At 47.4% G+C, this 21,386-nt stretch carries 18 protein-coding genes; 14 read left to right on the plus strand and 4 right to left on the minus strand.

All coding sequences use genetic code 11. The annotated features are described in order from the left end of the window. Positions 1–18: 18 nt before the first annotated feature. The 3 genes from ACTHPG_RS07330 (at position 19) to ACTHPG_RS07340 (ending at position 5,956) form a co-directional block, all read left to right on the plus strand. Positions 19–1,050: a LacI family DNA-binding transcriptional regulator gene (locus ACTHPG_RS07330; RefSeq protein ID WP_440388457.1), complete on the plus strand. Its 1,032-nt coding sequence runs from the start codon at positions 19–21 to the stop codon at positions 1,048–1,050. Between the two features lie 245 nt (positions 1,051–1,295). Further along, positions 1,296–3,842: a beta-mannosidase gene (locus tag ACTHPG_RS07335; protein ID WP_440388458.1), complete on the plus strand. Its 2,547-nt coding sequence runs from the start codon at positions 1,296–1,298 to the stop codon at positions 3,840–3,842. A gap of 203 nt (positions 3,843–4,045) precedes the next feature. Further along, a complete protein-coding gene (locus tag ACTHPG_RS07340) occupies positions 4,046–5,956 on the plus strand; it encodes an AraC family transcriptional regulator (protein ID WP_440388459.1) in 1,911 nt (636 codons plus the stop codon). A 131-nt stretch (positions 5,957–6,087) separates the two neighbouring features. On the opposite strand, the gene ACTHPG_RS07345 is transcribed toward ACTHPG_RS07340, so the two are convergent. Beyond that, positions 6,088–8,082 carry a beta-galactosidase gene (locus tag ACTHPG_RS07345; protein ID WP_440388460.1) on the minus strand — a complete coding sequence of 665 codons (1,995 nt, stop codon included), beginning with the start codon at positions 8,080–8,082 and terminating at the stop codon, positions 6,088–6,090. Between the two features lie 170 nt (positions 8,083–8,252). Between ACTHPG_RS07345 and ACTHPG_RS07350 the strand changes: the two genes are divergently transcribed. Next, a complete protein-coding gene (locus ACTHPG_RS07350; RefSeq protein ID WP_440388461.1) occupies positions 8,253–9,119 on the plus strand; it encodes an AraC family transcriptional regulator in 867 nt (288 codons plus the stop codon). Between the two features lie 165 nt (positions 9,120–9,284). On the opposite strand, the gene ACTHPG_RS07355 is transcribed toward ACTHPG_RS07350, so the two are convergent. Both ACTHPG_RS07355 and ACTHPG_RS07360 read right to left on the minus strand, forming a co-directional pair. Continuing rightward, positions 9,285–9,947, minus strand: coding sequence for a hypothetical protein (locus ACTHPG_RS07355; protein WP_440388462.1), 663 nt, complete (start codon positions 9,945–9,947; stop codon positions 9,285–9,287). 44 nt (positions 9,948–9,991) lie between these two features. Continuing rightward, a complete protein-coding gene (locus ACTHPG_RS07360; RefSeq protein WP_440388463.1) occupies positions 9,992–10,513 on the minus strand; it encodes a hypothetical protein in 522 nt (173 codons plus the stop codon). 227 nt (positions 10,514–10,740) lie between these two features. On the opposite strand from ACTHPG_RS07360, the gene ACTHPG_RS07365 reads away from it, so the two are divergent. From ACTHPG_RS07365 to ACTHPG_RS07385, 5 genes are all read left to right on the plus strand, one after another. After that, on the plus strand, positions 10,741–11,418 hold the full coding sequence (locus ACTHPG_RS07365) for an SOS response-associated peptidase (RefSeq protein WP_091016984.1): 678 nt from the start codon (positions 10,741–10,743) through the stop codon (positions 11,416–11,418). Positions 11,419–11,622: 204 nt separating this feature from the next. Next, a complete protein-coding gene (locus tag ACTHPG_RS07370) occupies positions 11,623–12,753 on the plus strand; it encodes an NADH-dependent flavin oxidoreductase (protein ID WP_440388464.1) in 1,131 nt (376 codons plus the stop codon). 136 nt (positions 12,754–12,889) lie between these two features. Next, positions 12,890–13,657: a DeoR/GlpR family DNA-binding transcription regulator gene (locus ACTHPG_RS07375; RefSeq protein WP_440388465.1), complete on the plus strand. Its 768-nt coding sequence runs from the start codon at positions 12,890–12,892 to the stop codon at positions 13,655–13,657. Positions 13,658–13,677: 20 nt separating this feature from the next. Next, positions 13,678–14,136, plus strand: coding sequence for an OsmC family protein (locus tag ACTHPG_RS07380; protein ID WP_440388466.1), 459 nt, complete (start codon positions 13,678–13,680; stop codon positions 14,134–14,136). Positions 14,137–14,194: 58 nt separating this feature from the next. Further along, positions 14,195–14,785, plus strand: a complete 591-nt coding sequence (locus ACTHPG_RS07385) for a DUF2062 domain-containing protein (RefSeq protein ID WP_440388467.1) — start codon at positions 14,195–14,197, stop codon at positions 14,783–14,785. Here the strand turns inward: ACTHPG_RS07385 and ACTHPG_RS07390 are convergent. Further along, positions 14,763–15,692: an AEC family transporter gene (locus ACTHPG_RS07390; RefSeq protein ID WP_440388468.1), complete on the minus strand. Its 930-nt coding sequence runs from the start codon at positions 15,690–15,692 to the stop codon at positions 14,763–14,765. The two genes, ACTHPG_RS07385 and ACTHPG_RS07390, sit on opposite strands and share 23 nt — an antisense overlap. A 214-nt stretch (positions 15,693–15,906) precedes the next feature. On the opposite strand from ACTHPG_RS07390, the gene ACTHPG_RS07395 reads away from it, so the two are divergent. The 5 genes from ACTHPG_RS07395 to pepF all read left to right on the plus strand — a co-directional run bounded on the left by ACTHPG_RS07395 (position 15,907) and on the right by pepF (position 21,351). Then, a complete protein-coding gene (locus ACTHPG_RS07395) occupies positions 15,907–16,989 on the plus strand; it encodes a lactonase family protein (protein WP_440388469.1) in 1,083 nt (360 codons plus the stop codon). 365 nt (positions 16,990–17,354) lie between these two features. Next, on the plus strand, positions 17,355–17,987 hold the full coding sequence (gene hxlA, locus ACTHPG_RS07400) for a 3-hexulose-6-phosphate synthase (RefSeq protein WP_036670570.1): 633 nt from the start codon (positions 17,355–17,357) through the stop codon (positions 17,985–17,987). A gap of 4 nt (positions 17,988–17,991) precedes the next feature. Then, a complete protein-coding gene (gene hxlB, locus ACTHPG_RS07405; RefSeq protein WP_440388470.1) occupies positions 17,992–18,555 on the plus strand; it encodes a 6-phospho-3-hexuloisomerase in 564 nt (187 codons plus the stop codon). 266 nt (positions 18,556–18,821) lie between these two features. Then, positions 18,822–19,181 (plus strand): winged helix-turn-helix transcriptional regulator, encoded by a 360-nt coding sequence (locus ACTHPG_RS07410; RefSeq protein ID WP_062833989.1) that lies wholly within the window; start codon positions 18,822–18,824, stop codon positions 19,179–19,181. A gap of 367 nt (positions 19,182–19,548) precedes the next feature. After that, on the plus strand, positions 19,549–21,351 hold the full coding sequence (gene pepF / locus ACTHPG_RS07415) for an oligoendopeptidase F (protein ID WP_440388471.1): 1,803 nt from the start codon (positions 19,549–19,551) through the stop codon (positions 21,349–21,351). Positions 21,352–21,386: the final 35 nt, after the last annotated feature.

The following is a 21,386-nucleotide window of genomic DNA, read 5'->3' on the forward strand; positions in this document are numbered from 1 at the left end:
GAAAAACGGGTGAGTAGGATGGCCAAAAGAGTAACAATGCAGCAAATTGCGGATGCTGCGGGGGTGTCCAAATTCGCTGTTTCCCGTGCACTGACGGGCAAGCCTGGTGTGAGTGAGCACACACGCGAGATGATTGTCAGAACAGCGGGACAGCTTGGATATTTTAGAACCGAACCGAAGCGTTATCCGGGTGAGATTCAGGTATCAGCGGAGATAAAGCCAGAAGCGAAGCGACAAGGCACGATATTGATTTTGTTTCCCAACATTCGTTCTCAGAATCGATCGTCCTTGTACTGGGGTCCTGTGTTTGACGGCATCTCTGAAAGGTTGAATGAGCAGGGAATGGATATTTTAACGCTGACAGAACCCTCTTCAGATCGGATGTTCTCGGTCCTTAATCCCGAAGCAATCAGCGGAGTCATTACGGTGGGCACCATCTCGACATCCGTATTGCTGGAGATTTACAGGCTGCGTATTCCGCTTGTAATGGTGGACCATGAAGACCCGGCCGTATACGCAGACTCGGTTTTTACGGACAATATGAAATGTATGAAAGAACTGGTTCTCATGCTCGTTGGTAAAGGGTACAGAAGGTTCCAGTTTGCCGGGCAACTGCCCGATGCGGCAAGTTTTAGAGAACGTTGGCTTGGATATCGTACAGTGCTGGAAGAGAAGCAGTTGCATGGAGAACAGCAAGAAGACTTGCTGGGACAAGAGTATGATCAGATTCGGAGGTCCATTGCTGGAATGAAGCTGGAGGACATGCCGGAAGTCTTCGTATGTGCGAATGATCATACGGCTGTCATCGTCCTTCAGGAACTCCGAAGCCGAGGGATTCAGGTTCCTGAACGCTGTGCCGTGACCGGGTTTGACAATACGCAGACGGATGAACCCATTCTTGCTTCGGTGCATATTAACAAAGAGAATCTGGGCACGAGAGCGGTAGACCAGCTGTTGTGGCGCATCAGACACCCGGATGAACCATATGAACGCAAGCTGATCTATTCGGAATTAATTATTCGTGATGAATATAACGCCAGTATACAGTAACGGGATATGAACGTATGGGGCATTTTAACAATGGAACCAGTGTAAGTGAACTCGGGCAAGAGACATGAAGGGGGGAGAGCTTCGTGTCTTTTTGGTATGCAGAGATAATTTAATAAATTAAATCACAAAACAGATTGACTATAAGAAGCATATCGTGGTAATTTTGTTTTGTAAGTTATTTATTTTTATGCTAACAAAACCTAACAAAATATTAGATAACAACTCTAACAATAATGGAGGCTGTCATGAGCACAATACAATCACAGGTTTTTCAGAATTGGACGTTCAAGGCTTGCGAAGATCAAGAGTGGATGCCGGCTCAGGTACCCGGCTGTGTGCATACAGATTTGCTGAAACTGGGCAAGATTCCAGATCCTTTTTATGGAACGAACGAGAAGGAAGTACAATGGATTGATAAGATAGATTGGGAATATCAGACGGAATTTGACGTGGCCGAAGCGTTGTTCTCCCAGGAACATCTGGAACTGGTGTTTGATGGTCTGGATACGTATGCGGATGTGTACGTGAATGATGTGCATGTGTTATCCGCAGACAATATGTTCCGGGTATGGAATGCAGATGTGAAGGGTGTATTAAAGGAGAACGGCAACATCCTTCGAATACGTTTTCGGTCTCCAATTCAGGAAGACCTGCCGAAGCTGGAGAAGCTCGGATATGCGTTGCCTGCATCCAATGATCAGTCCGATGTTGGCGGACTTGGCGATAAGAGAGTAAGTATTTTTGCCCGAAAAGCGCCATATCACTATGGTTGGGATTGGGGTCCGCGTTTTGTAACGAGTGGGATCTGGCGTGAAGCACGTCTTGAAGGTTGGACACAAGTCCGAATTAATGATGTGTATATCCAGCAAAATGAAGTAAGCGCTACCTCAGCGTCATTAACGGCTGTTGTGGAAGTCGAAACCTCACAAGCGGCAGATACGGTCATTCGTATCGGCGCAGATGGTCAGAGATGGGAAAAATCAGTATCGCTGCAACCCGGAGCTCAGACGGTGGAGATTCCAATCTCCATCCGTGAACCAAAACTGTGGTGGAGCCGCGGACTTGGTGATCCGCATATGTACACCTTCCTTGCCGAAGTGCTTCAAGGTGAACGGGCTGTGGCTGAATCTACAGTGAAGACAGGGCTTCGTTCCATTCGACTGGTACGTGACAAAGATGAAGCAGGAGCATCCTTTTATTTTGAGCTAAACGGTGTTGCGGTCTTTGCCAAAGGGGCCAATCATATTCCGAATGACAGCTTTATCACCGAAATAACCCGTGAACGTTATCGTCATGAGATTATCTCCGCTGCCGAGTCCAATATGAACATGCTTCGTGTGTGGGGTGGCGGGATCTATGAGCAAGATGATTTCTACGAGTTGTGTGATGAATACGGTATCCTGGTATGGCAAGACTTCATGTTTGCATGCAGCATGTATCCGGGAGATGAAGCGTTCCTGAACAGTGTGAGACATGAAGCGATCGATAATGTTAAACGTCTGCGTAATCATCCAAGTATTGCACTCTGGTGTGGAAACAACGAGATTGATTCGGCCTGGGCTCATTATGTTGAGAATGGTGGCTGGGGTTGGAAGAAAGATTATACTGCTGAGCAACGGGAACACATCTGGGCGGATTACGAAGCCATCTTCCATGATCTGCTGCCAGAAGTGGTTGAGGCGTATGCTCCAGGTGTAGATTACTGGCCATCTTCACCACTTGTATCCCTGACAGGGGATGAGAAACAGCATGCACACCCTTCCACAGCTGAAGGCGATATCCATTACTGGGGCGTGTGGCACAATGTAGAACCGTTTGAAAACTACAACGTGCATGTGGGACGTTTCATGAGTGAATACGGATTCCAGTCTTTCCCGGAGTACAAGTCAGTCCGCACTTACGCGGAAGAAGAGGATCTGGCGCTGGAATCGGAAGTGATGCTTGCGCATCAGAAGAACGGTGCAGGTAACCGTCTGATCAAGCAGTACATGGATATGTACATGCATGAATCGAAGGACTTCCCATCGTTCCTGTATATGAGTCAGGTGCTTCAGGCGGAAGCAATGAAGACAGCGATTGAAGCGCACCGGCGCCGCAAACCATTCTGCATGGGTACACTTTACTGGCAAATGAATGACTGCTGGCCAGTGGCCTCCTGGGCAGGTATGGACTACCTGGGTCGCTGGAAAGCTTTGCAATATTACGCAAAACGCAGCTTCAGCGATGTGCTTGTATCCGTAGACGGGACTAAGGAAGATACGACGGATATCTATGTGATATCAGATCAACTTGAACCGGTGAAAGGTCGATTACAGGTTCGACTGATTGGATTCGATGGCACGGTGTATCGTGAAGAAAATCATGAAGTAACATTGGCTTCGAACTCGGGTCAACAGGTGTTGTCCCTGAGTCAGGCTGAATGGCTAGAGGGACATGATGCAGCAACAACTCTACTACGGGTTGATCTGAAGCAGGATGGAGTAGCGGACATTGTGCAGGAGCATTATTTTGCACCATCCAAAGATCTTGCGTTGAAGCCTGCACACATTAAAGTGACTGAAGTTTCGGATGAGGCTGGTACCCATCTGGTGCTGGAAAGTGATGTGCTTGCCAAACAGGTATGGATTGCCTCTGAGGCGGAAGGTGTATTCTCGGACAACTTCTTCGATCTCATTCCTGGCATTCCGGTGAAGGTGCAGTTTACTTCCAGAGAAGGGCTGCAATCTGCCGAAGCGGTTTCCGATACAGGACTCATTCAGGTTCGTTCCATGGCTGACTTTATCAAACTATAATAAGGCTTACATCAGGACGGTTGAGATCTCTCTTAGGAGGGATTTCGACCGTTTTTATTTTGCAGCATCCAACAAAAAAGGAGGTAGGCTTCAAAGATGGTGCCATCATTGCTATAATTGATAATCATTATCAATTATAGATGGGTTTTTAGTCACAATGTTATGTATTGTAGGTGGTTGGGCACTTAGGAAAGGGAGTCTTTATGGGAATTCAGAATGACATCAAGCTATGGGATCAGGTACAGGTTCGCGTGCTCGATGTGCGTCTTATATCACTGGAAACCAACGAGTTCATACGTAATTATGTGTTACCGACAAGTGCATTTGTATATGTTCAAGGCAGGGGGCAGGTGTGGCTGGATGAAGAAGTATGGACTGCAAGCCAGTTCTTGCTGCTGCACGGGGGAAAAGGAAGGCGTCTGACCCTTGAAGCGACCGGGGTGACAGAGGTGCATTTGATTTTGTACAAATCCACGCTGCCATCCAACGTGCTGGTGGAGTACCGAATGATGCTGAACCAGCGCAATCCGTTCGAAGAGTCCTGGGCGACAGCGCCGGATCATGCACTTGAGCTGCGTGAGCTTGTGCGGAATATATATGAATGCTGGTCAGAACATGAGCAAGTGGGCAAAATTCAGGTCAAAGTGTACTTCTTTCAGCTGGTACAGATTGTATTGTTACAGCGGAGTCGCATGCTTAATGAAGTTCAGCAGCCTTCGCTTACCGATCGGGTTTTGCGATATATCAAAGCTCATTATCGGGAATCGATCTCACTTGATTCGCTTGCCCAGTCCTTGAGTTACAGTCCGCAATATGTATCACGCAAATTCAAGGAACAGACGGGGTGTACTCCGACAGAATATGTGATTCGGTTACGAATGGGTGAGGCGAGGAGTTTGCTTGCATCCACGGAAGCTTCATTACAGGAAATTGCGGCGTATGTAGGTTATATGGACCCGTTCTATTTCAACCGTATATTCAAAAAAGAGACCGGCATTACACCGGGACAATATCGGTTAAAGCAGCAGGAAAATTCGAAATCAGTTTCAAAAAGTACATTATATGCAACAAATGAATCCATTGTAACAGGCCGGAAGGAACGTTATCCTTTAATTGATGATGATAATCATTATCAATATATTGGAGATGAGGAAATCAACATGTTTAACCAGATTAAATCAGCGATCATGTCGCTGGCGCTTGTACTCACATTGAGTGCTTGTGGAACAGCCCAGCAGGGGGCAGAAACATCCGAGGTCGCGGCTGAGCCCGAACAACCGGCAGTAGTAGAAACCAAAATGGTCAGAACGACCTTTGGTGAGGTGGAGATCCCTGCACATCCAGAGCGAGTGGCTGCCATAGATTATCTGGGAACGGTGCTTGCTCTTGGTGTCAAACCAATCGGTGGGGGTCAATTTCTGATGAACAGTCCTTATCTGGAAGGTCACATGAATGGTCTTGCAACGATAGGGGATTCCGTTGAACAATTGATGGAGCTGGAACCGGATCTCATTATTACATTGAATCCCGACAAGGCGGCTTATGAGAAATACAGCAAGATTGCGCCAACTGTTTCAATTGCATCCATCACTTTCCCAACACTGAAGGACGAAGTAAACTATTTCGGTGATGTTCTTGGCAAAGAAGCGGAAGCAGAGAAGTGGCTGGCTGATTTTGATGAGGAGATTGCCAAAATCAAGCAGGAGGTCCAGAACGTTGTCCCAGCTGACGTTACATTCTCCGTTATGCAGGAATATGATCGCCAAGTTTTCATTTTTGGCAATCAGTCAGGCCGTGGAGGACGTAACATCTATGAATTGCTTGGTTTGCAAGCCCCGAAGAACATTCCATCCGATTTGATGCAGGGAGCCTATCATGAATTCTCCATAGAACTGCTTTCCAAATACGCGGGAGATAACATTGTTCTGACCAGCAACTCTCAACTGAAAGACCTTCAGGCAGATCCGGTCTGGGGTTCATTACCTGCTGTCAAAAATGGAAGAGTATACATATGGACAGAGGAACAATCCTGGTTCCGTGATCCCATCGCCTTGCTGAAACAGACACAGGATCTGGCTGAATGGATTATTGGACTTTATACACCGTCTAAATAAGGATTGCCCGTTCCTGCCCACAGTTAAAGGCCCGAGTGCATCGCAAATGCACAGCGGGCCTTTTTTTCGTTTTTTGAAACCATTATTTTAACTAGTGATGCTTATTGTTATTCACTCATGGAATCATGAAATCATTGAATCTCCAAGATCTCGATCGCGTAACCGTCCAATTCCAGATGAGGACCTTTCCGGTTGCCGTCCAGTGCACTGGTGTATGAATCATTGAATTTAATGGAGGCAGGTTTGGGGCTCAGATTCAAAATAAAACGGAACGTACCATTTGGACCTGAGCGGGTGGTCACCTGTACTCCATCTGGCAGAGGCTGAATTCCACCAAGGTCACAGCCTTCTGCGATGCTTTGCACTAACTGGCTCAAATACGCTTCTTCCGGCTGGGTTGCCACATAATAGACCTCCCCTTTACCCCAGTTGTTCCTGGTTACAGCGGCGCTTTCGGCATAAAATTGATCCGCATATACAGCGACCGGCTGCGCCGTGTCCAGTTCCAGTACATCCACCCATTGAGAAGCAGCATAGAGATGACCTTGGTCATCACGAATCTGAACGGTATCCCCGCCAACAGGATCATACTCCGTAACCCGCACACCACTACAGTCAGACAACAGCCCTGGGAGCGGAGCCATGACACAGACGTTATTGTCGTTCTTGACACCCGTGCGATGAGTTAAGATCAGGATGCCCCCGGCTGCTGCAAAAGCTTGCAAACGTTCTGCTGTGGTCTCATCCAGCAGGTACAGATGTGGAGCAATGATGATTTTATAGCCATCCAGTGGCTCCGAAGTGTGTATTACATCTGTACTGATGCCCAATTTGGTTAAGATCCGATGCCATACCTTCATATTTTCGTAGTATTCCAGTCCTTCGGCCTGGGGCTGAATTCGAAGGGCGTTCAATTGATCATGCGAATGAAGAATCGCGACTTCATTATGCAATGTTGAACCTTGCAGACGTTCACTGAGTTTGTTCACTTCGGTGCATAGCTGTTGAAATTCCTTAAAGCGTCGCCCTGGAACGTTGCTGTGATCAATCAGTCCATGCCAGAACTGTTCAGCGCCCACAGTTGCGCTCCGCCAGCGGAAATGCACAACCGCATCAGCTCCGCGAGCAATGGTCTGCCAAGCGTAAGCGCGCAGGAAGCCAGGCTGTGGTGTACGCCACATGGGGAACCAGCATCCCGGAGGGCCACTCAGCTGCTCCATGATCCAGAAGTTGCGGCGCTTAATACCGCGTGTCAGATCCAATGAGAGTGCACCACTGTAAGGCGCGGTCTCTGTTTTGTTCGGTGAAGGGTTCGGATAATAATCAAAAGAAGCGAAGTCCAGCTCCTGACCGATTTTATACTGATCTGCTTTTTGTGGATAGCTGTGAAAGTTATGGGTGACAACATGTTCAGGACAATTGCGGCGAATAATCTCGACCTGAATATGTTGAAAATCCACAATGGAATCCGACTGAAAACGGGAGTAGTCCAACAGGAATGAAGGATTCTGGAACGAGGAGCCACCATAAGGCGGCGTGACTTGTTCCCAATCGCCATATTCACCACTCCAGACCACGGTCCCCCAGGCTTGGTTGATCTGATCCAGGCTGTTGTAACGAGCACGAACCCATTCGCGAAAAGCGTCCGCACAAGCGGCACACTGACAATCTGTGAAACTGAATTCATTGTCTGTCTGCCATCCGATAATTGCCGGATGTTCTGCATAGCGCTCGGTCAGTTTCTGTACAATTCTTGCACTGTACGTTCGCATACTGGGACTGTTATAACAACGATGTCCCCGAACGCCTTCATGATACGGTTGACCATGCGAAAGCACAGGCAGGACATCAGGACATTTTTCGGTAAGCCAGCGTGGGGGTGTCATGGTTGGTGTACCGATTACAATTTGAAGTCCGTGACGATGCAAGGTATGGATCGCTTGATCAAGCCATGCCCACTCAAACTGTCCATCTGCAGGCTCCATTCTGCTCCAGGCGAATTCACCCACACGCACAATGCGTACTCCACTGTCAGCCATTAAACGGGCATCCTGTTCCCACAGGGAAGGGTCCCAATGTTCTGGATAATAATCGACGCCCATTTGCACGGGACGGTTTGTATTCATATCGGTTGTTCTCCTTTAGTGTCAGCATCATGATCTTGTGAATCCTATACAAGTCTATTTCATTGTATACTGGATAATAACAAGGGAATATAACAACATGTTGCGACTGGATATCATGATCTTGCTATTTATCAGCTTCATATTCGTTACGTAAACAGGAGGTTGAACATATGCGAATACATTGGTTTATGCCTGAGCCGGGATTCGCCGGGTACACCTGTTATCCAGTGGCCTACGGAAGATATATCGATCCAGCGCATGGGGAGCATCGACCAGACGGTATACGTGAATACAATCTGCATCTGATTTTCAGTGGACAGGGATATGTTCGAACAGAACAGGGAAACGTCCGTTTGATGGCTGGACAAGGTTTTCTATATGCACCCGGACAGGTGCAGCAATACTATGCGGACCCCTCTGATCCCTGGGACGTGAGGTGGATTCATTTGCAAGCCTACGATCTGGAGCGTTTGCTGGACCTCCGCAGTCCAGACAAGGTTTGGCTGTTTTCGTTTTCGGGATTCGAACGTTTCGAGGCGTTGCATGAACAATTATGCCAGCTCGGTAGAACTTACGAGAGTGTTCATGAACCCCGATTGTCTGCTGTCCTGTACGAGTTACTGGCAGAACTTGCGAGGAATTCGGAGTCGCTGGCAGGCATGTCTATACTGAGTCATCAGGATACCATTCGTTCAACGGCCGATTATATCCGCCGTCATTGTACGCAGCCGCTAAGTCTTGCCGACATGGCCAATACAGCGGGATACAGTATGTATTATTTTAATCGCATGTTCAAAAGCATCATGGGGGTTCCCCCGGGCCGGTATCTGCTGGATTGCCGTATGCTGGCGGCGAAGAAAAGTCTGGCAGATTCAGATCTGACGGTGAAACAGATTGCTTCTCAATGTGGCTTCACACACAGTAGTTACTTTATTCACATGTTTCGAACTTATGTTGGGATGACCCCGCAGCAATTTAGGCTGCTCTATAGCTCAGGCAGTGCAGATAAGGGGAATGCCATAACAAGGGAGGATTAAACCCATATGTAACTCCAACAAAACCGTGCTGCCCAGTTTACTGAGCAGCATGGTTTTCATATTCGTATGTAGGACTGAACAGTAGAAGGGGACTTTCAGTCTGTTAGCACGGGCGGGGATGCACCAACAGTGTGATTTTCCTATAAGAGATATAGACTATCGATTCTACTGCTCATTCTGGATTTCTTGCAGATCCTCCAGTTGCAGTGAGAGGTCATTCTCCGGGTTTGCGCTCACAATAACTTCTGACTGTGATTGTTGCTGACCTGGATGGGTCGATTTGGCGGCAGGTTTAATCAGATAGAGACTCTGAACGGAGTTAAGCAGGCTGGCAGGGGTGTCTTCATACGTTTCCAGGAAAAGCACATAGTCTTTGGAGGGAATCAGCTTGAGGTTGTCATCATTAATAATCTCGGTGTTGCCTAATTGTCCGCCAAGTTGCTTCACTTCAAGTTCTTCCCCGGCCGTGTAACTGCCCTTATAGGATTCAGCTACCTTAATCGTGTGGATCGTATAGATTTTGTCAAAAGAAGACGGATCTCCGCCCGGGTCGGACGCGGGGTTTAACTCGTTTTCGTTGGCAGCATCGGTAACTTGTACGATATCGTTCAAAGCTTCCACACGCGTCTCAATAACACTACCTTTCACGATGGTATTTGCTCTCGCGGACAGGTCGCCAATGCTGGAATAACTCGGGTAATCTTCAGAAGCAATAATGGTCATGGGCATATCAGATGGGGAAGCGGCAGGTGTGACAGAAGAACATCCAACAGCAGATAGAATGAAAATGGAAGAGAGAAGCAGTGTTAATACTCGATTTTGTTTCATGGACAGGAATCCTCCTTGGGTTTATGAGATAAATTCGTAGCAGATTAGTACTTGGATCTTACGTTATTAATATCAAAGGTTTGGGGCTGGGTCATGGAATTACGGTTGCGGGAGTAAGACATAATGGAAGGACTGCTTGTTGTCGGGTTGTCACCAAGCCATATGGAGTGACCGAGTTCGTGGACGAATACGCTTTGGATGAAGTTGGATAAGTTGGTCGCGTCAGGGGTGATCGTGGATGCATTGAGTTCGATGCGGAAGCTTACGACTTGACTGCCGGATACAGAGGCGTAATTGACACCATAAGCTGTGTTATTAAAGTTTCCTGCGGTGATGGTGTTCGGAGAGTTGCTCGTTTTGGTGAATTTGACTTTGGCACCGGCATTGTTCCAGTTCGCGAGGGAAGTATCCATGGGAGTTTGCCAAGCAGAGGCGTAATTATACGTGCGAATGGGGATGGTGGTGCTGGGATAACCGTAGGTCAGAAAGGTTGCCGCATAGATGGTGCTGCCGAACATCGCAATCGCTGAGAAAAACATGATGCTCGTCAAAAACTTCCTTTTCATACTTAAAACCTCCAATAAATGTATTTTATTCTCTATTATAGTAACAAGTAATAATTAGATTGAAATGAGTCCGAGGTCGTTGTTTTTGTCGTGAAAAACATGAAATAAAGCTTGATCAGACCCGAGTGGTGTCAAAATAAGTCATTTTCCGTTCGATCTGCATGCATAATTTCCCTGAAGTTACAAACAATACATCCAACTTACACAGGGAAAGGTAGTGCTAGAGCATGTGCAACCGTTTTTCATTGGCAGCCGATTTGGACGAAGTCAGAGATCATTTCAAGATTCAGCGGGTAATGTATTATTACAAGAACCGATACAATATCAGCCCAACACAGCATACGCCGATTATTTTGCATCAGGATGGTGAGCGTGTATTGGATGAATTCCGGTGGGGGTTCATTCCATTCTGGGGTCGTGATGCCGTTAACGCGAATCTCATGACGGTACATGAGAATCCTTCCTATTACAAACTGGTAGAGACCAAGCGCTGCGTCATTCCTTGCAATGGATTATATTACTGGCGGCAAGAGGGCAAGAAAAGTTATGCGGTTCGTGTTGTCATGCCGGATCGCGGTCTGTTCGGCATTGCTGGATTATACGAGGTGTGGAGAGATACACGAAAAGAGCCGCTACGTACCTGCACAATGCTTATGACAGGCGCGAACATGGTTACACGTGAGTTTGGCAGTAAAATGCCGGCTATCCTCTCCGAAGAAGAGATCAATACCTGGCTTGACCCAGCTAATACACGGGTGACTCAGTTGCTACCGCTATTGAAATCGTATAATAGTACAGAGATGAATCTGTATCCTGTCACCCCCATGGTCGCAAACGATGAACACGACTGTTACGAGTGCGTGGAAGAGATGGATCAGAAGCTGGCTTATGTTCGGAGTTTCTGAATACCCTTTGGTTAGAGTGGAGGACTTTGAATACATTGAAGACGTTAAGGGGCTGAGAGTCTGAAGACACTCTGCTCTTTTTTTCCTTTCTGAAAATGAAGAGTTGCAATTGCAAAGAAACGTAACTATAATCATTACAGTAAGTGGAAGCATATATTCATATATCTATTAAAAGAGATATTTATAATCAGGAGGGAAACACGAATGAATCCAAAGTTTAACCAGATGTTTGAACAAGTTTCACTGCCGACTGGTATTACACTGAAAAACCGTATCGTGCTTGCTCCAATGACTCATATGTCCTCAAATGCTGATGGTACCATATCGGACGCGGAACTTGCTTATTATGCTCGCCGCACCGGTGGTGCAGGCATGTCGATTACGGCTGTAGGGCATGTAACAGAGCATGGCATTGGTTTTCCGGCTCAGTTTGGCGTCTATGATGACCGCTTCATTCCTGGTCTGAAGAAACTGGCTGACACCATGAAACAACAAGGCTCCGTAGCTGTATTGCAAATTTTCCATGCGGGCCGTTTGACTCCTGAACAAGCTGTACCTGCGGGTCAAGTAGTTGCTCCTAGTGCGGTTGCAAGTGAGCGTCCGGGATCTCCTGAACCAAGAGAATTGACGGATGCCGAGATTACTTCCATTATCAAAGACTTTGGTGAAGCGACACGTCGTGCAATTGAAGCGGGATTTGATGGTGTTGAGATTCACGGTGCGAACGGTTATCTGATCCAGCAATTCTTCTCCCCTCATTCCAACCGACGTGAAGATCGTTGGGGCGGAAGTGTAGAGAAACGTCTGACATTCCCGCTTGCTGTAGTGGATGAGATTCAGAAAGTGGTTGCCGAACATACGAAACTGCCATTCATCATTGGTTACCGTTTCTCCCCGGAAGAGCCGGAAACACCGGGACTTACAATGGAAGATACGTATGCACTGGTGGATGCATTAAAAGATAAAAACCTGGATTACCTGCACGTTTCCCTGAACGAATTCTGGTCCAAACCAAGACGTGGTGAAGCAGATACACGTTCTAGAATGGAATTCATTCTGGATCGTGTAAACGGCAAATTGCCTGTGATTGGTGTAGGTGCAATTCATACGGCTGATGAGGCCGCTGAGGCCCTTCAAACGGGAGTACCTTTACTTGCCATTGGACGTGAACTGATTATTGAGCCGGATTGGGTCGAGAAAATCGAGAGCGGACGGGAAGAAGATATCGAAACGATTCTGACGAAATCGGATCAGGAACGTCTGGTTATCCCTGACGGGCTGTGGAATGCAATCATCCACACACCGGGCTGGTTCCCTATGGCAGAAGATAAATAATTACACTTCTTGACTGGACCGGAGGGGGCGAAAGCTCCCTCTTTTTGCATGTGGTCCAAATTTTCCTTGTGATCGCACTGTGGTATGATGGATGAACAGGATCAACTGGATAATCAACGGTTTGGAGTGAAGGAATATGCTCGTAGCTGAACGGTATGAGAAAATAGTGGAATGGGTGGATACGCAGGGCAGCATGCGTGTGACCGAACTTAGTGAGCGCTGCGGGGTGACGGAAGAGACGATTCGTCGTGATCTGGACAAGCTCGAACAGGCGGGCAGGCTCAGACGGTCCCATGGCGGGGCGGTCAGTGTTAAATACAAGGAAGAGTTACAGTCGGAGATTCCATATCCGGAACGCGCTGTAGCCCATGCAGATGAGAAGCGCCGAATTGCAAGCGAAGCGGTGAAAATGGTGGAATCCGGCGATCGGATCGCCTTGGATGCAAGTACAACGGCGTGGTATATGGCGGCAGGATTGCCGAACATTCCACTGACGGTATTAACCAACTCGATTAAGGTCGCCGCAGAGCTGAGTAACAAGGAGCAGATTCGTGTGATTGCCACAGGTGGGCAATTGGCTTCGAAGTCACTTTCTTTTGTAGGACCGCTGGCGGAACGTTCGCTGGATGCGTACCATGTGGATAAAGTATTTCTGTCTTGCAAAGGAGTGCATCTGACCAAAGGGATCAGCGAATCCAATGAATTACAGGCTTTGGTGAAGCAGAAAATGATCCATATTGCGGATGAAGTCATTCTACTTGCAGATTCCAGCAAGTTTAACATACAGGCATTTACGAGAGTCGCTGAGATGAGCAATGTGGGCAAAGTAATTACAGATCAGGGCGTAGACGAAGAACATGTTAGCGCATTGATCGAACAGAATATCACGTGTATACGTGTGTAAATCAGAAAGGAATGAATGTCATGAAACATCCTTTTCATCTGAAAGCGGTATGGACTGGTGGGCGTAACAGTGAGGGAAGCATTGATGCGGGTGGGTTAAAAACAGTCATATCGATTCCGCAGGAGATGGGCGGACCCGGTACGGGAACGAATCCGGACGAGATGCTGCTGGGTGCAGCCTCCACCTGTTACCTGATCACGCTGGCAGCAATGCTGGAGCGTTCGGATATTACGCCGGATGAATTGACCCTAGAATCCGAAGCAACGGTAGATGTTACGAATAACATATTTACGTACGAACGGATCGTACATAGACCCCGGATTGTACTCGCCCAAGATGCTTCAGAGGCAGATATCACCAAGGCTGAGCGCTTGGCCCATAAGGCTGAATCATCATGCATGATCTCCCGAGCGGTGGCAGGTAATGTTGCGATTGAAACCCGGCCAGTCGTTGTAACCACAGGAGCTAACGCGGTGTGATATACTGAGAAACAGACAATTCAAGTTGTCATTTGTGTAAAATAAGGAGTCATTCGGCATGAACACACAGAAGCGCAAGACTAACCGCTGGGTACGTTTAACACGTGCTATGAAGCTGAACTTTCTCAAATTGTTACGTGCTCCCGGAGGTGCGCATAAAGTATCCACCGGATTTGCCATAGGGTTCGGACTGGAACTGATTGTGATCTCGACCGCTTCCCTGATATATCTCATATTCTACCCCATTGTGCGACTGTCTGGGGGTTCGATGCCGGCAGCGATTGTGGGTAACGTGATTGGAAAACTTACGTTTTTGCCTATCATTCTGATGCCGCTCGCGAAGCAGATTGGCTCATGGATTCTGCCTGCGCACAGTATGGGACAGGGACTTGTACACGAGAGTGCATTCATGGAACTGTTTCGCGGGAACTGGTCGGCCTTGAGCGAATTGTTGCTTGGTGGACTGGATATCCTGGCTGGTATGTCCGTGTTCGGCGTCATTCTGGGTGTGATTTCGTACTTTGTCGTAAAATTCTTCTACGTCAGAGCGCTCAACCGGCGTTATGAACGACGGCTGGAGAAACGCCGACAAGCGGATATGGCGTCGGTATCGGCACCGGTATTAATCAGGAAGCCATCACAATCATAATGGGCAGTATCAACATGGATGCAGCAGTTGTCCACAGAATGCAGCGGGATACGAACTGCGGAGAAGCGTTGAACTGCTCAGCCAAAATAACGGCGTTCACTGCGGTCGGCATGGATGCGAGAATCAGCAGCACACTGAACAACGTACCTTCGACCTGAAGAGCGGTCAGAATCAGCCAGGAAAGGACCGGCGCAGCTGCGAGACGTACCACAAGTCCAGTCCAGAAGGCTCGGCGTACATTGGGCAGCCAAGGTACCGTTGCACCTTTGGGTCTAAGCATCTGTGCTCCCAGAATGGCGAGAACGACAGGAGAGTAACCCGCAGCCAGCATGGAGATTCCTCCATCCAGCGCTTCAGGCAGGCTCAGGTTGGACACACGCAGTGCAATGGCAATGCCAGCAGCATAGATGGATGGCATGCGGAAAACAGACAGAATCGCATTTTTTACGGTGAATTGGGATCTCGCGGCAAAAAAGATACCCACCGTATTAACAATGATCATCTGTCCAATGACGTAGACCGAGGCTTTATCCAAGCCAAGCTGACCAAAGGCAAGCAGTACGAGCGGGAGCCCGTAATTCACGCAGTTCGTAAACGTGGAGACGAGGGTGAGGCCCGCTTTTTCGCTTGCACCCAGATGGAAAACCCGGCTTAACAGCTCGGCGAGAGCCCACAGGGCAATCAGATTCATGATGGAGAACCAGAACGTACTAGTGACGTCCGTCCAGGTAATCTCTGCATGCAGCAATGTATTGAAGATGAGCGCAGGGCTCAAAATATAAAGGGAAAAGGTCGAGAGCGACCGGGTATCCCAATTCTTGAAGCGTTTTAACAGGACGCCTCCGATTACGGGAAGTGATATCGGCAGGAATACATGATATAACGTGAGTATGAATGAGTGAAGCAATACAGTTCAGTCCCTTCTGGATGAAAAACCTATCTTATCATAGCAGAAGACACACTTCATATGAATGGATATCAGTATGATTGTGTGCAATTCGCGCGTGTTCTAATCGATGATTTTACGGATGCGCAGGGACAGCCGATTGCTATTTTGATATGGCAGATTTATTATAGAAGAGGTGCAACAAGATTACATACACATAGAGGAGGAAACTGTAATGAGTGAATCAAAACGCTTGCTCGTACTTGCTGGCTCTTATGCCGAAACGGAAAATGAGGGCATTTATGCATATGAATTGAATGAGGATACAGGCAGCTTGTCCAAGCTTGATGGCATCGCGGGCGTGAAAAACCCGACGTTTGTCAATGTGGATACTGAGGGTAACAAACTATATGCGATTGGTGAAACAGCGTCTGCTGAAGGCAATAAAATGTCTGAAGCTGTAGCTCTGAGCATTGATCCTTCAACCGGAAAATTAACATTGCTGAACCGAAATGACTCCATTTCAGCTCCACCATGCCATATCCAGCGTGATCCTTCCGGCAAATACTTGATCCTCTCCAGCTACCACGGTGGTCTGGTAGGTCTGCAAGCTTTGACGGATAACGGTGAAGTTGGAGCTCTTCTGGACGAGAAGAAACATGAAGGTCAAGGTGCGCATCCTGAACGTCAGGACAAGCCACATGTGCATTCCGCTTTCTTCAGCCCGGATGGCAAATACATGATGGTACAGGATCTGGGTGCGGATAAAATCGTGATCTATTCCATTGATGCAGACAAGAATGAACTTGTGCTGCACAGTGAAACCAAAACGCATGCGGGTGCAGGCCCACGTCACCTGGCATTCCATCCGAATGGTCAATTCGCTTATGTGATCAACGAAGTGGATTCTTCGATTACTTCGTTCCAATATGATGCATCAGCGGGCACATTGACAGAGGTTTCTACTGTATCCACTTTGCCTGATGGATATGATGGCAAAGAAAATACAACGGCGGAAATCACCGTTTCCAATGATGGACGTTATGTATATGGTTCTAACCGTGGACATGACAGCATCGTTGTATTTGCAGTAGATGCAGACAAAGGTCACCTGACACTGGTTGAGCATGTATCTGCTGAAGGGGAGCATCCGCGTCACTTTGCTCTGACACCTAACGGCAAACTGCTGATCGCCGCTAACCGCGATACCAACAACATCGTGTCATTCACGGTGGATCAGGAAAGCGGACGTCTGAAATACACAGGTCACAGCACTGGTGTATCCAAGCCGGTATGCGTGAAACCTGTATACTTGTAGAACGATAAATTCGTAAACCAGCTCTGCTGGCATTGAAAATGATAAGGACCCCGCCACATGGTGGGGTCTTTTATATTGAACACCTGGTTGGATGATCAGGTTGCTGTTCTGCAGCAAGCGGATTGAAAACAGGATTGATTCCATTGTTTAATTCACCTAACAACGAATTATTATCAATAGTATCGTCCAGGTAACTACCTCACTTCAAAGTGCGTACTTCCTGAATGGATAGTCAGGGTCTACAATGAGTAAGTAGCCAAAACAACACTGCATGCATCTGAACAGACCAATTGGTGCAGGCTAAATATCTGATTATTATTTTTACAGGAACGACTCATACTTGAACAACAAAGGAGAAATACATGATGAAATTGCAATTGGCACTCGACTTGGTAAACATCCCTGAAGGTATCGCACTGGTTAAAGAGGTAGAACAATATATCGATATCGTTGAGATTGGTACACCAATCGTTATTAATGAAGGTTTGCACGCGGTAAAAGCGATGAAAGAAGCATTCCCTAATCTGCAAGTTCTGGCAGACCTTAAAATCATGGACGCTGGCGGTTATGAAATCATGAAAGCAGCTGAAGCGGGTGCGGATCTGATCACTGTTCTTGGGGCAACCAATGACAGTACGATCAAAGGTGCAGTAGCAGAAGCGAAGAAACAAAACAAACAAGTACTTGTGGACATGATCAACGTGCCTAACCTTGAACAACGTGCTCGTGAAATTGATGCGCTTGGCGTAGATTACATCTGTGTACACACAGGTTATGACCTGCAAGCTGAAGGACAAAGCCCGTTCGAAGATCTGCAAACGATCAAAGCTGCTGTGAAAAATGCTAAAACGGCTGTCGCTGGCGGAATCAAGCTGGAAACATTGCCAGAAGTAATCAAAGCACAACCGGATCTGGTTATTGTAGGTGGCGGTATCACAGGACAAGCAGACAAAGCCGCAGTTGCAGCTGAAATGCAACGTCTTGTTAAACAAGGGTAAGCAAATGAGCAAAACACAATATGCAGCGGACATCTTGAAGGAGCTGGAACGTACGTTAAGCCAGATTGATGATGCAGAAATGCAAGCGATGGCTGAACATATTCTGGCTGCGGAACAGATTTTTGTGGCTGGGGCAGGCCGGTCAGGTCTAATGGGAAAGGCTTTTGCCATGAGACTGATGCAGATGGGAGTTCGAGTATATGTGGTAGGTGAGACCGTTACACCCGGCATCAGCTCGAAGGACTTCCTGCTGTTGTGCTCAGGATCAGGAGAGACAGGAAGTCTTGTAGCGATGGCTCAGAAGGCTAGTCAGGCAGGCGCACCTGTTGGATTGATTACGATCAAACCAGAATCCACAATTGGGCAATTGGCAACTACGATAGTGCGCCTTCCCGCTTCAGCCAAAGAGGACACAGCGACTTCTGGAGCGGAAGTAACCATTCAGCCCATGGGTTCGCTGTTCGAACAGGGACTGTTAATCGGCATGGATGCTCTCATCCTTACGATGATGGAAATGAAGGGCATGACCGGAGCGGATATGTTTGGCCGCCACGCTAACCTGGAATAGGAATAGATGAAAGACCGGAATCCTTCGATTATGAAGGGTTCTGGTCTTTTGTGCGATGTACAGTCTTTCAAGTGTATAGATTTTATTCGAGGTTGTGACTTAAACTTTGCATCCCGTTCAGGCTGTAGTAGAATTAATAGATAGCTGTATCGAATGAAAGTACTTATTACATCATGCATGGAGCGGAAAGATTACCTTATGTAAAGTATCCCCGTGATATGCGTAATATAGGCGATATAAGATTGAAGATGAGGGGGCTCGGAGCCATGGCAGCCGAAGTCAAGGAACGGATTAATCTGAAAGAGATCAACTGTGAGAAGGAACTGACCCTTGCGGTGATCGGTGGCAAATGGAAACTGATCATATTGTGGCATTTGGGTCTGGAAGGCACCAAACGTTTCAGTGAGTTGAAACGTCTAATCCCTCATATTACCCAGAAGATGCTGACCAACCAGCTACGTGAGCTGGAGGAAGACAAGCTGATTGAGCGCAAAGTGTATGCAGAAGTACCTCCTCGGGTGGAATATACGTTGACAGATCACGGCCAGAGCCTGATGCCTGTCCTGCATGCAATGTATAACTGGGGTAAAAATTACGGTGAAAATGTAATCTGGAAAGAAAGCTAAATAGTTATATTTTGAACAAACCGCTGGTTAAATGGATTTTTCCATAACCAGCGGTTTTTAGTTACTTTTAAATTTTGGTCAGTGGATCAATAGTTTACTCCAAACGAAGCGGGCAGAAATAGACTTAAGAAGCGAAGCGTTCGCCTTTATCACCGGATTTTCACCTTTAAAAAAGTGAATCAAAAAATCCGGGGATAACAGCGATCGAAAGGCTATTCTGCCAGCGGAGTAATATGGAGTAACCCGTTTGTCTGCTCGACCATAAATCTATACCAAAAGTCTCATTATTTGCAGATGTCATGTATACATAAACCGAATATGATACGATGAGAGATATTGGAAAATGCAAGGAGGATGACAACTAAAGATGGAAAAAATACGTACACGTGCCGAGGTAGATCAGGAAACCACTTGGGAATTGAAAGACTTGTTTGTAACCGATGTAGAGTGGGAGCAGGAGCTTCGATCACTTCCTGAGGCTGCTGCCCAGATTGAAACGTTCAAAGGACGTCTAGGCGAAGGCGCTCAACAGTTGCTAGCTTGTCTGGATGCCCGTGAAGCTTTGCAGGAGCGCATTGGCAAGACGGCTTCTTATGCCCGCTTGAAGCAGTCAGAGGACAGTACCAATCCGGTGAACATAGAGAATTCAGCCAAAGCAGGAGATATCCTATCGAACCTGTCGTCGTCCTTGTCTTTTGTCAATTCGGAGATCGTTGAACTTCCGAATGGAACGGTAGAGCGTTATATTCAAGAACTTCCGGGACTGGAACCATATGCGCGTAGTTTGGAGCGTTTGATTCGGGAAAAAGCACATCGGCTCACACCGGAAACCGAGAAGGTACTCGCTTCACTCGGAGAGGTACTGGATTCCCCATACCGAATCTATCTGCGTGGTAAACTGGCAGACATGACGTTTGACGATGCCCTCGATGGAGAGGATGATACTCGTCCGCTGTCCTGGTCATTTTATGAAAATAATTATGAAATGTCGTCCGATACGAAGCTGCGCCGTTCTGCTTATGCTGCATTCAGCTCGACATTGAATGATTACAAAAATACGTTTGCAGAAGGTTATGCAACGGAAGTGAAGAAACAGGTGGTCTTGTCCAGACTGCGTGGTTACGACGATGTTACAGATATGCTTCTCAGCCCACAGCAAGTGAGCAAAGAGATGTACAATAATGTGCTCGATATTATCCAGCAGGAACTTGCACCACATATGCGCAGACTGGCGGCTCTCAAGAAACGTGAGCTGGGTCTGGACAAGCTGATGTTCTGTGATCTGAAGGCCCCGCTTGATCCTGAATTTAGCCCTGCCATTACATATGACGAGGCGTGCACACTCATTCGTGAAGCCCTTGATGTGCTTGGGCCGGAGTATGGCGAGATCGTAGAACGCGCATTCAGTGAACGCTGGGTGGATTACGCTGATAATGCAGGCAAATCCACCGGGGCATTTTGTTCCTCTATATATGGTTCACACTCCTATATCCTAATTTCATGGGCGAACAATATGCGCGGAGCATTTACACTTGCCCATGAAGTGGGACATGCAGGTCACTTTATGCTTGCGGGACGGTACCAACGGCTCACGAATACAAGACCATCGCTTTATTTCATTGAGGCACCATCGACCATGAATGAAATGCTGCTGGCAGATCATCTATTGAAACGTTCCGATAATCCGAGAATGCGTCGTTGGGTCATTTTGCAACTGTTGAATACGTATTACCATAACTTCGTTACGCATCTGTTGGAAGGTGAATTGCAGCGCAGGGTGTATGCACTCGCAACTAATGATGAGCCGATTACGGCGAAGACGTTAAGTCAGCTCAAAGGGGACATCCTCTCAGAATTCTGGGGACCTGATCTGGTGATTGATGAAGGTGCCAAGCTCACGTGGATGAGACAACCTCATTATTATATGGGACTATATCCATATACCTATGCGGCTGGTTTGACCGCTTCCACAGCGGCAGCACAGCAGATTCGGAAAGAAGGACAGCCTGCGGTAGATCGCTGGCTTGAAGCACTCAAAGCTGGTGGAAGTCTGACGCCGCAGGAGTTAATGAAGCTTGCGGGTGTGGATATGTCCGGACCCGAGCCGATTCGTTCTGCGGTTGCTTATGTCGGCAGTCTGGTCGACGAACTTGAACGTCTGTATTCCTGATCTGGTTCATATAGTATACGGACAAGGCAGAACGG

Origin of the sequence: Paenibacillus sp. SAF-068, assembly GCF_051967555.1 — a bacterium.
Lineage (GTDB): Bacteria > Bacillota > Bacilli > Paenibacillales > Paenibacillaceae > Paenibacillus.

Excerpts from the sequence above, each read along its gene's own strand:
- ACTHPG_RS07330 (WP_440388457.1), top strand. The coding sequence starts at position 19 with ATGGCCAAAAGAGTAACAATGCAGCAAATTGCGGATGCTGCGGGGGTG.
- ACTHPG_RS07355 (WP_440388462.1), bottom strand. The coding sequence starts at position 9,947 with ATGAAACAAAATCGAGTATTAACACTGCTTCTCTCTTCCATTTTCATT.
- ACTHPG_RS07360 (WP_440388463.1), bottom strand. The coding sequence starts at position 10,513 with ATGAAAAGGAAGTTTTTGACGAGCATCATGTTTTTCTCAGCGATTGCG.
- hxlB (WP_440388470.1), top strand. The coding sequence starts at position 17,992 with ATGAGCAAAACACAATATGCAGCGGACATCTTGAAGGAGCTGGAACGT.
- hxlA (WP_036670570.1), top strand. The coding sequence starts at position 17,355 with ATGAAATTGCAATTGGCACTCGACTTGGTAAACATCCCTGAAGGTATC.
- ACTHPG_RS07410 (WP_062833989.1), top strand. The coding sequence starts at position 18,822 with ATGGCAGCCGAAGTCAAGGAACGGATTAATCTGAAAGAGATCAACTGT.
- ACTHPG_RS07375 (WP_440388465.1), top strand. The coding sequence starts at position 12,890 with ATGCTCGTAGCTGAACGGTATGAGAAAATAGTGGAATGGGTGGATACG.
- pepF (WP_440388471.1), top strand. The coding sequence starts at position 19,549 with ATGGAAAAAATACGTACACGTGCCGAGGTAGATCAGGAAACCACTTGG.
- ACTHPG_RS07395 (WP_440388469.1), top strand. The coding sequence starts at position 15,907 with ATGAGTGAATCAAAACGCTTGCTCGTACTTGCTGGCTCTTATGCCGAA.
- ACTHPG_RS07345 (WP_440388460.1), bottom strand. The coding sequence starts at position 8,082 with ATGAATACAAACCGTCCCGTGCAAATGGGCGTCGATTATTATCCAGAA.
- ACTHPG_RS07350 (WP_440388461.1), top strand. The coding sequence starts at position 8,253 with ATGCGAATACATTGGTTTATGCCTGAGCCGGGATTCGCCGGGTACACC.
- ACTHPG_RS07365 (WP_091016984.1), top strand. The coding sequence starts at position 10,741 with ATGTGCAACCGTTTTTCATTGGCAGCCGATTTGGACGAAGTCAGAGAT.
- ACTHPG_RS07385 (WP_440388467.1), top strand. The coding sequence starts at position 14,195 with ATGAACACACAGAAGCGCAAGACTAACCGCTGGGTACGTTTAACACGT.
- ACTHPG_RS07340 (WP_440388459.1), top strand. The coding sequence starts at position 4,046 with ATGGGAATTCAGAATGACATCAAGCTATGGGATCAGGTACAGGTTCGC.
- ACTHPG_RS07370 (WP_440388464.1), top strand. The coding sequence starts at position 11,623 with ATGAATCCAAAGTTTAACCAGATGTTTGAACAAGTTTCACTGCCGACT.
- ACTHPG_RS07380 (WP_440388466.1), top strand. The coding sequence starts at position 13,678 with ATGAAACATCCTTTTCATCTGAAAGCGGTATGGACTGGTGGGCGTAAC.
- ACTHPG_RS07335 (WP_440388458.1), top strand. The coding sequence starts at position 1,296 with ATGAGCACAATACAATCACAGGTTTTTCAGAATTGGACGTTCAAGGCT.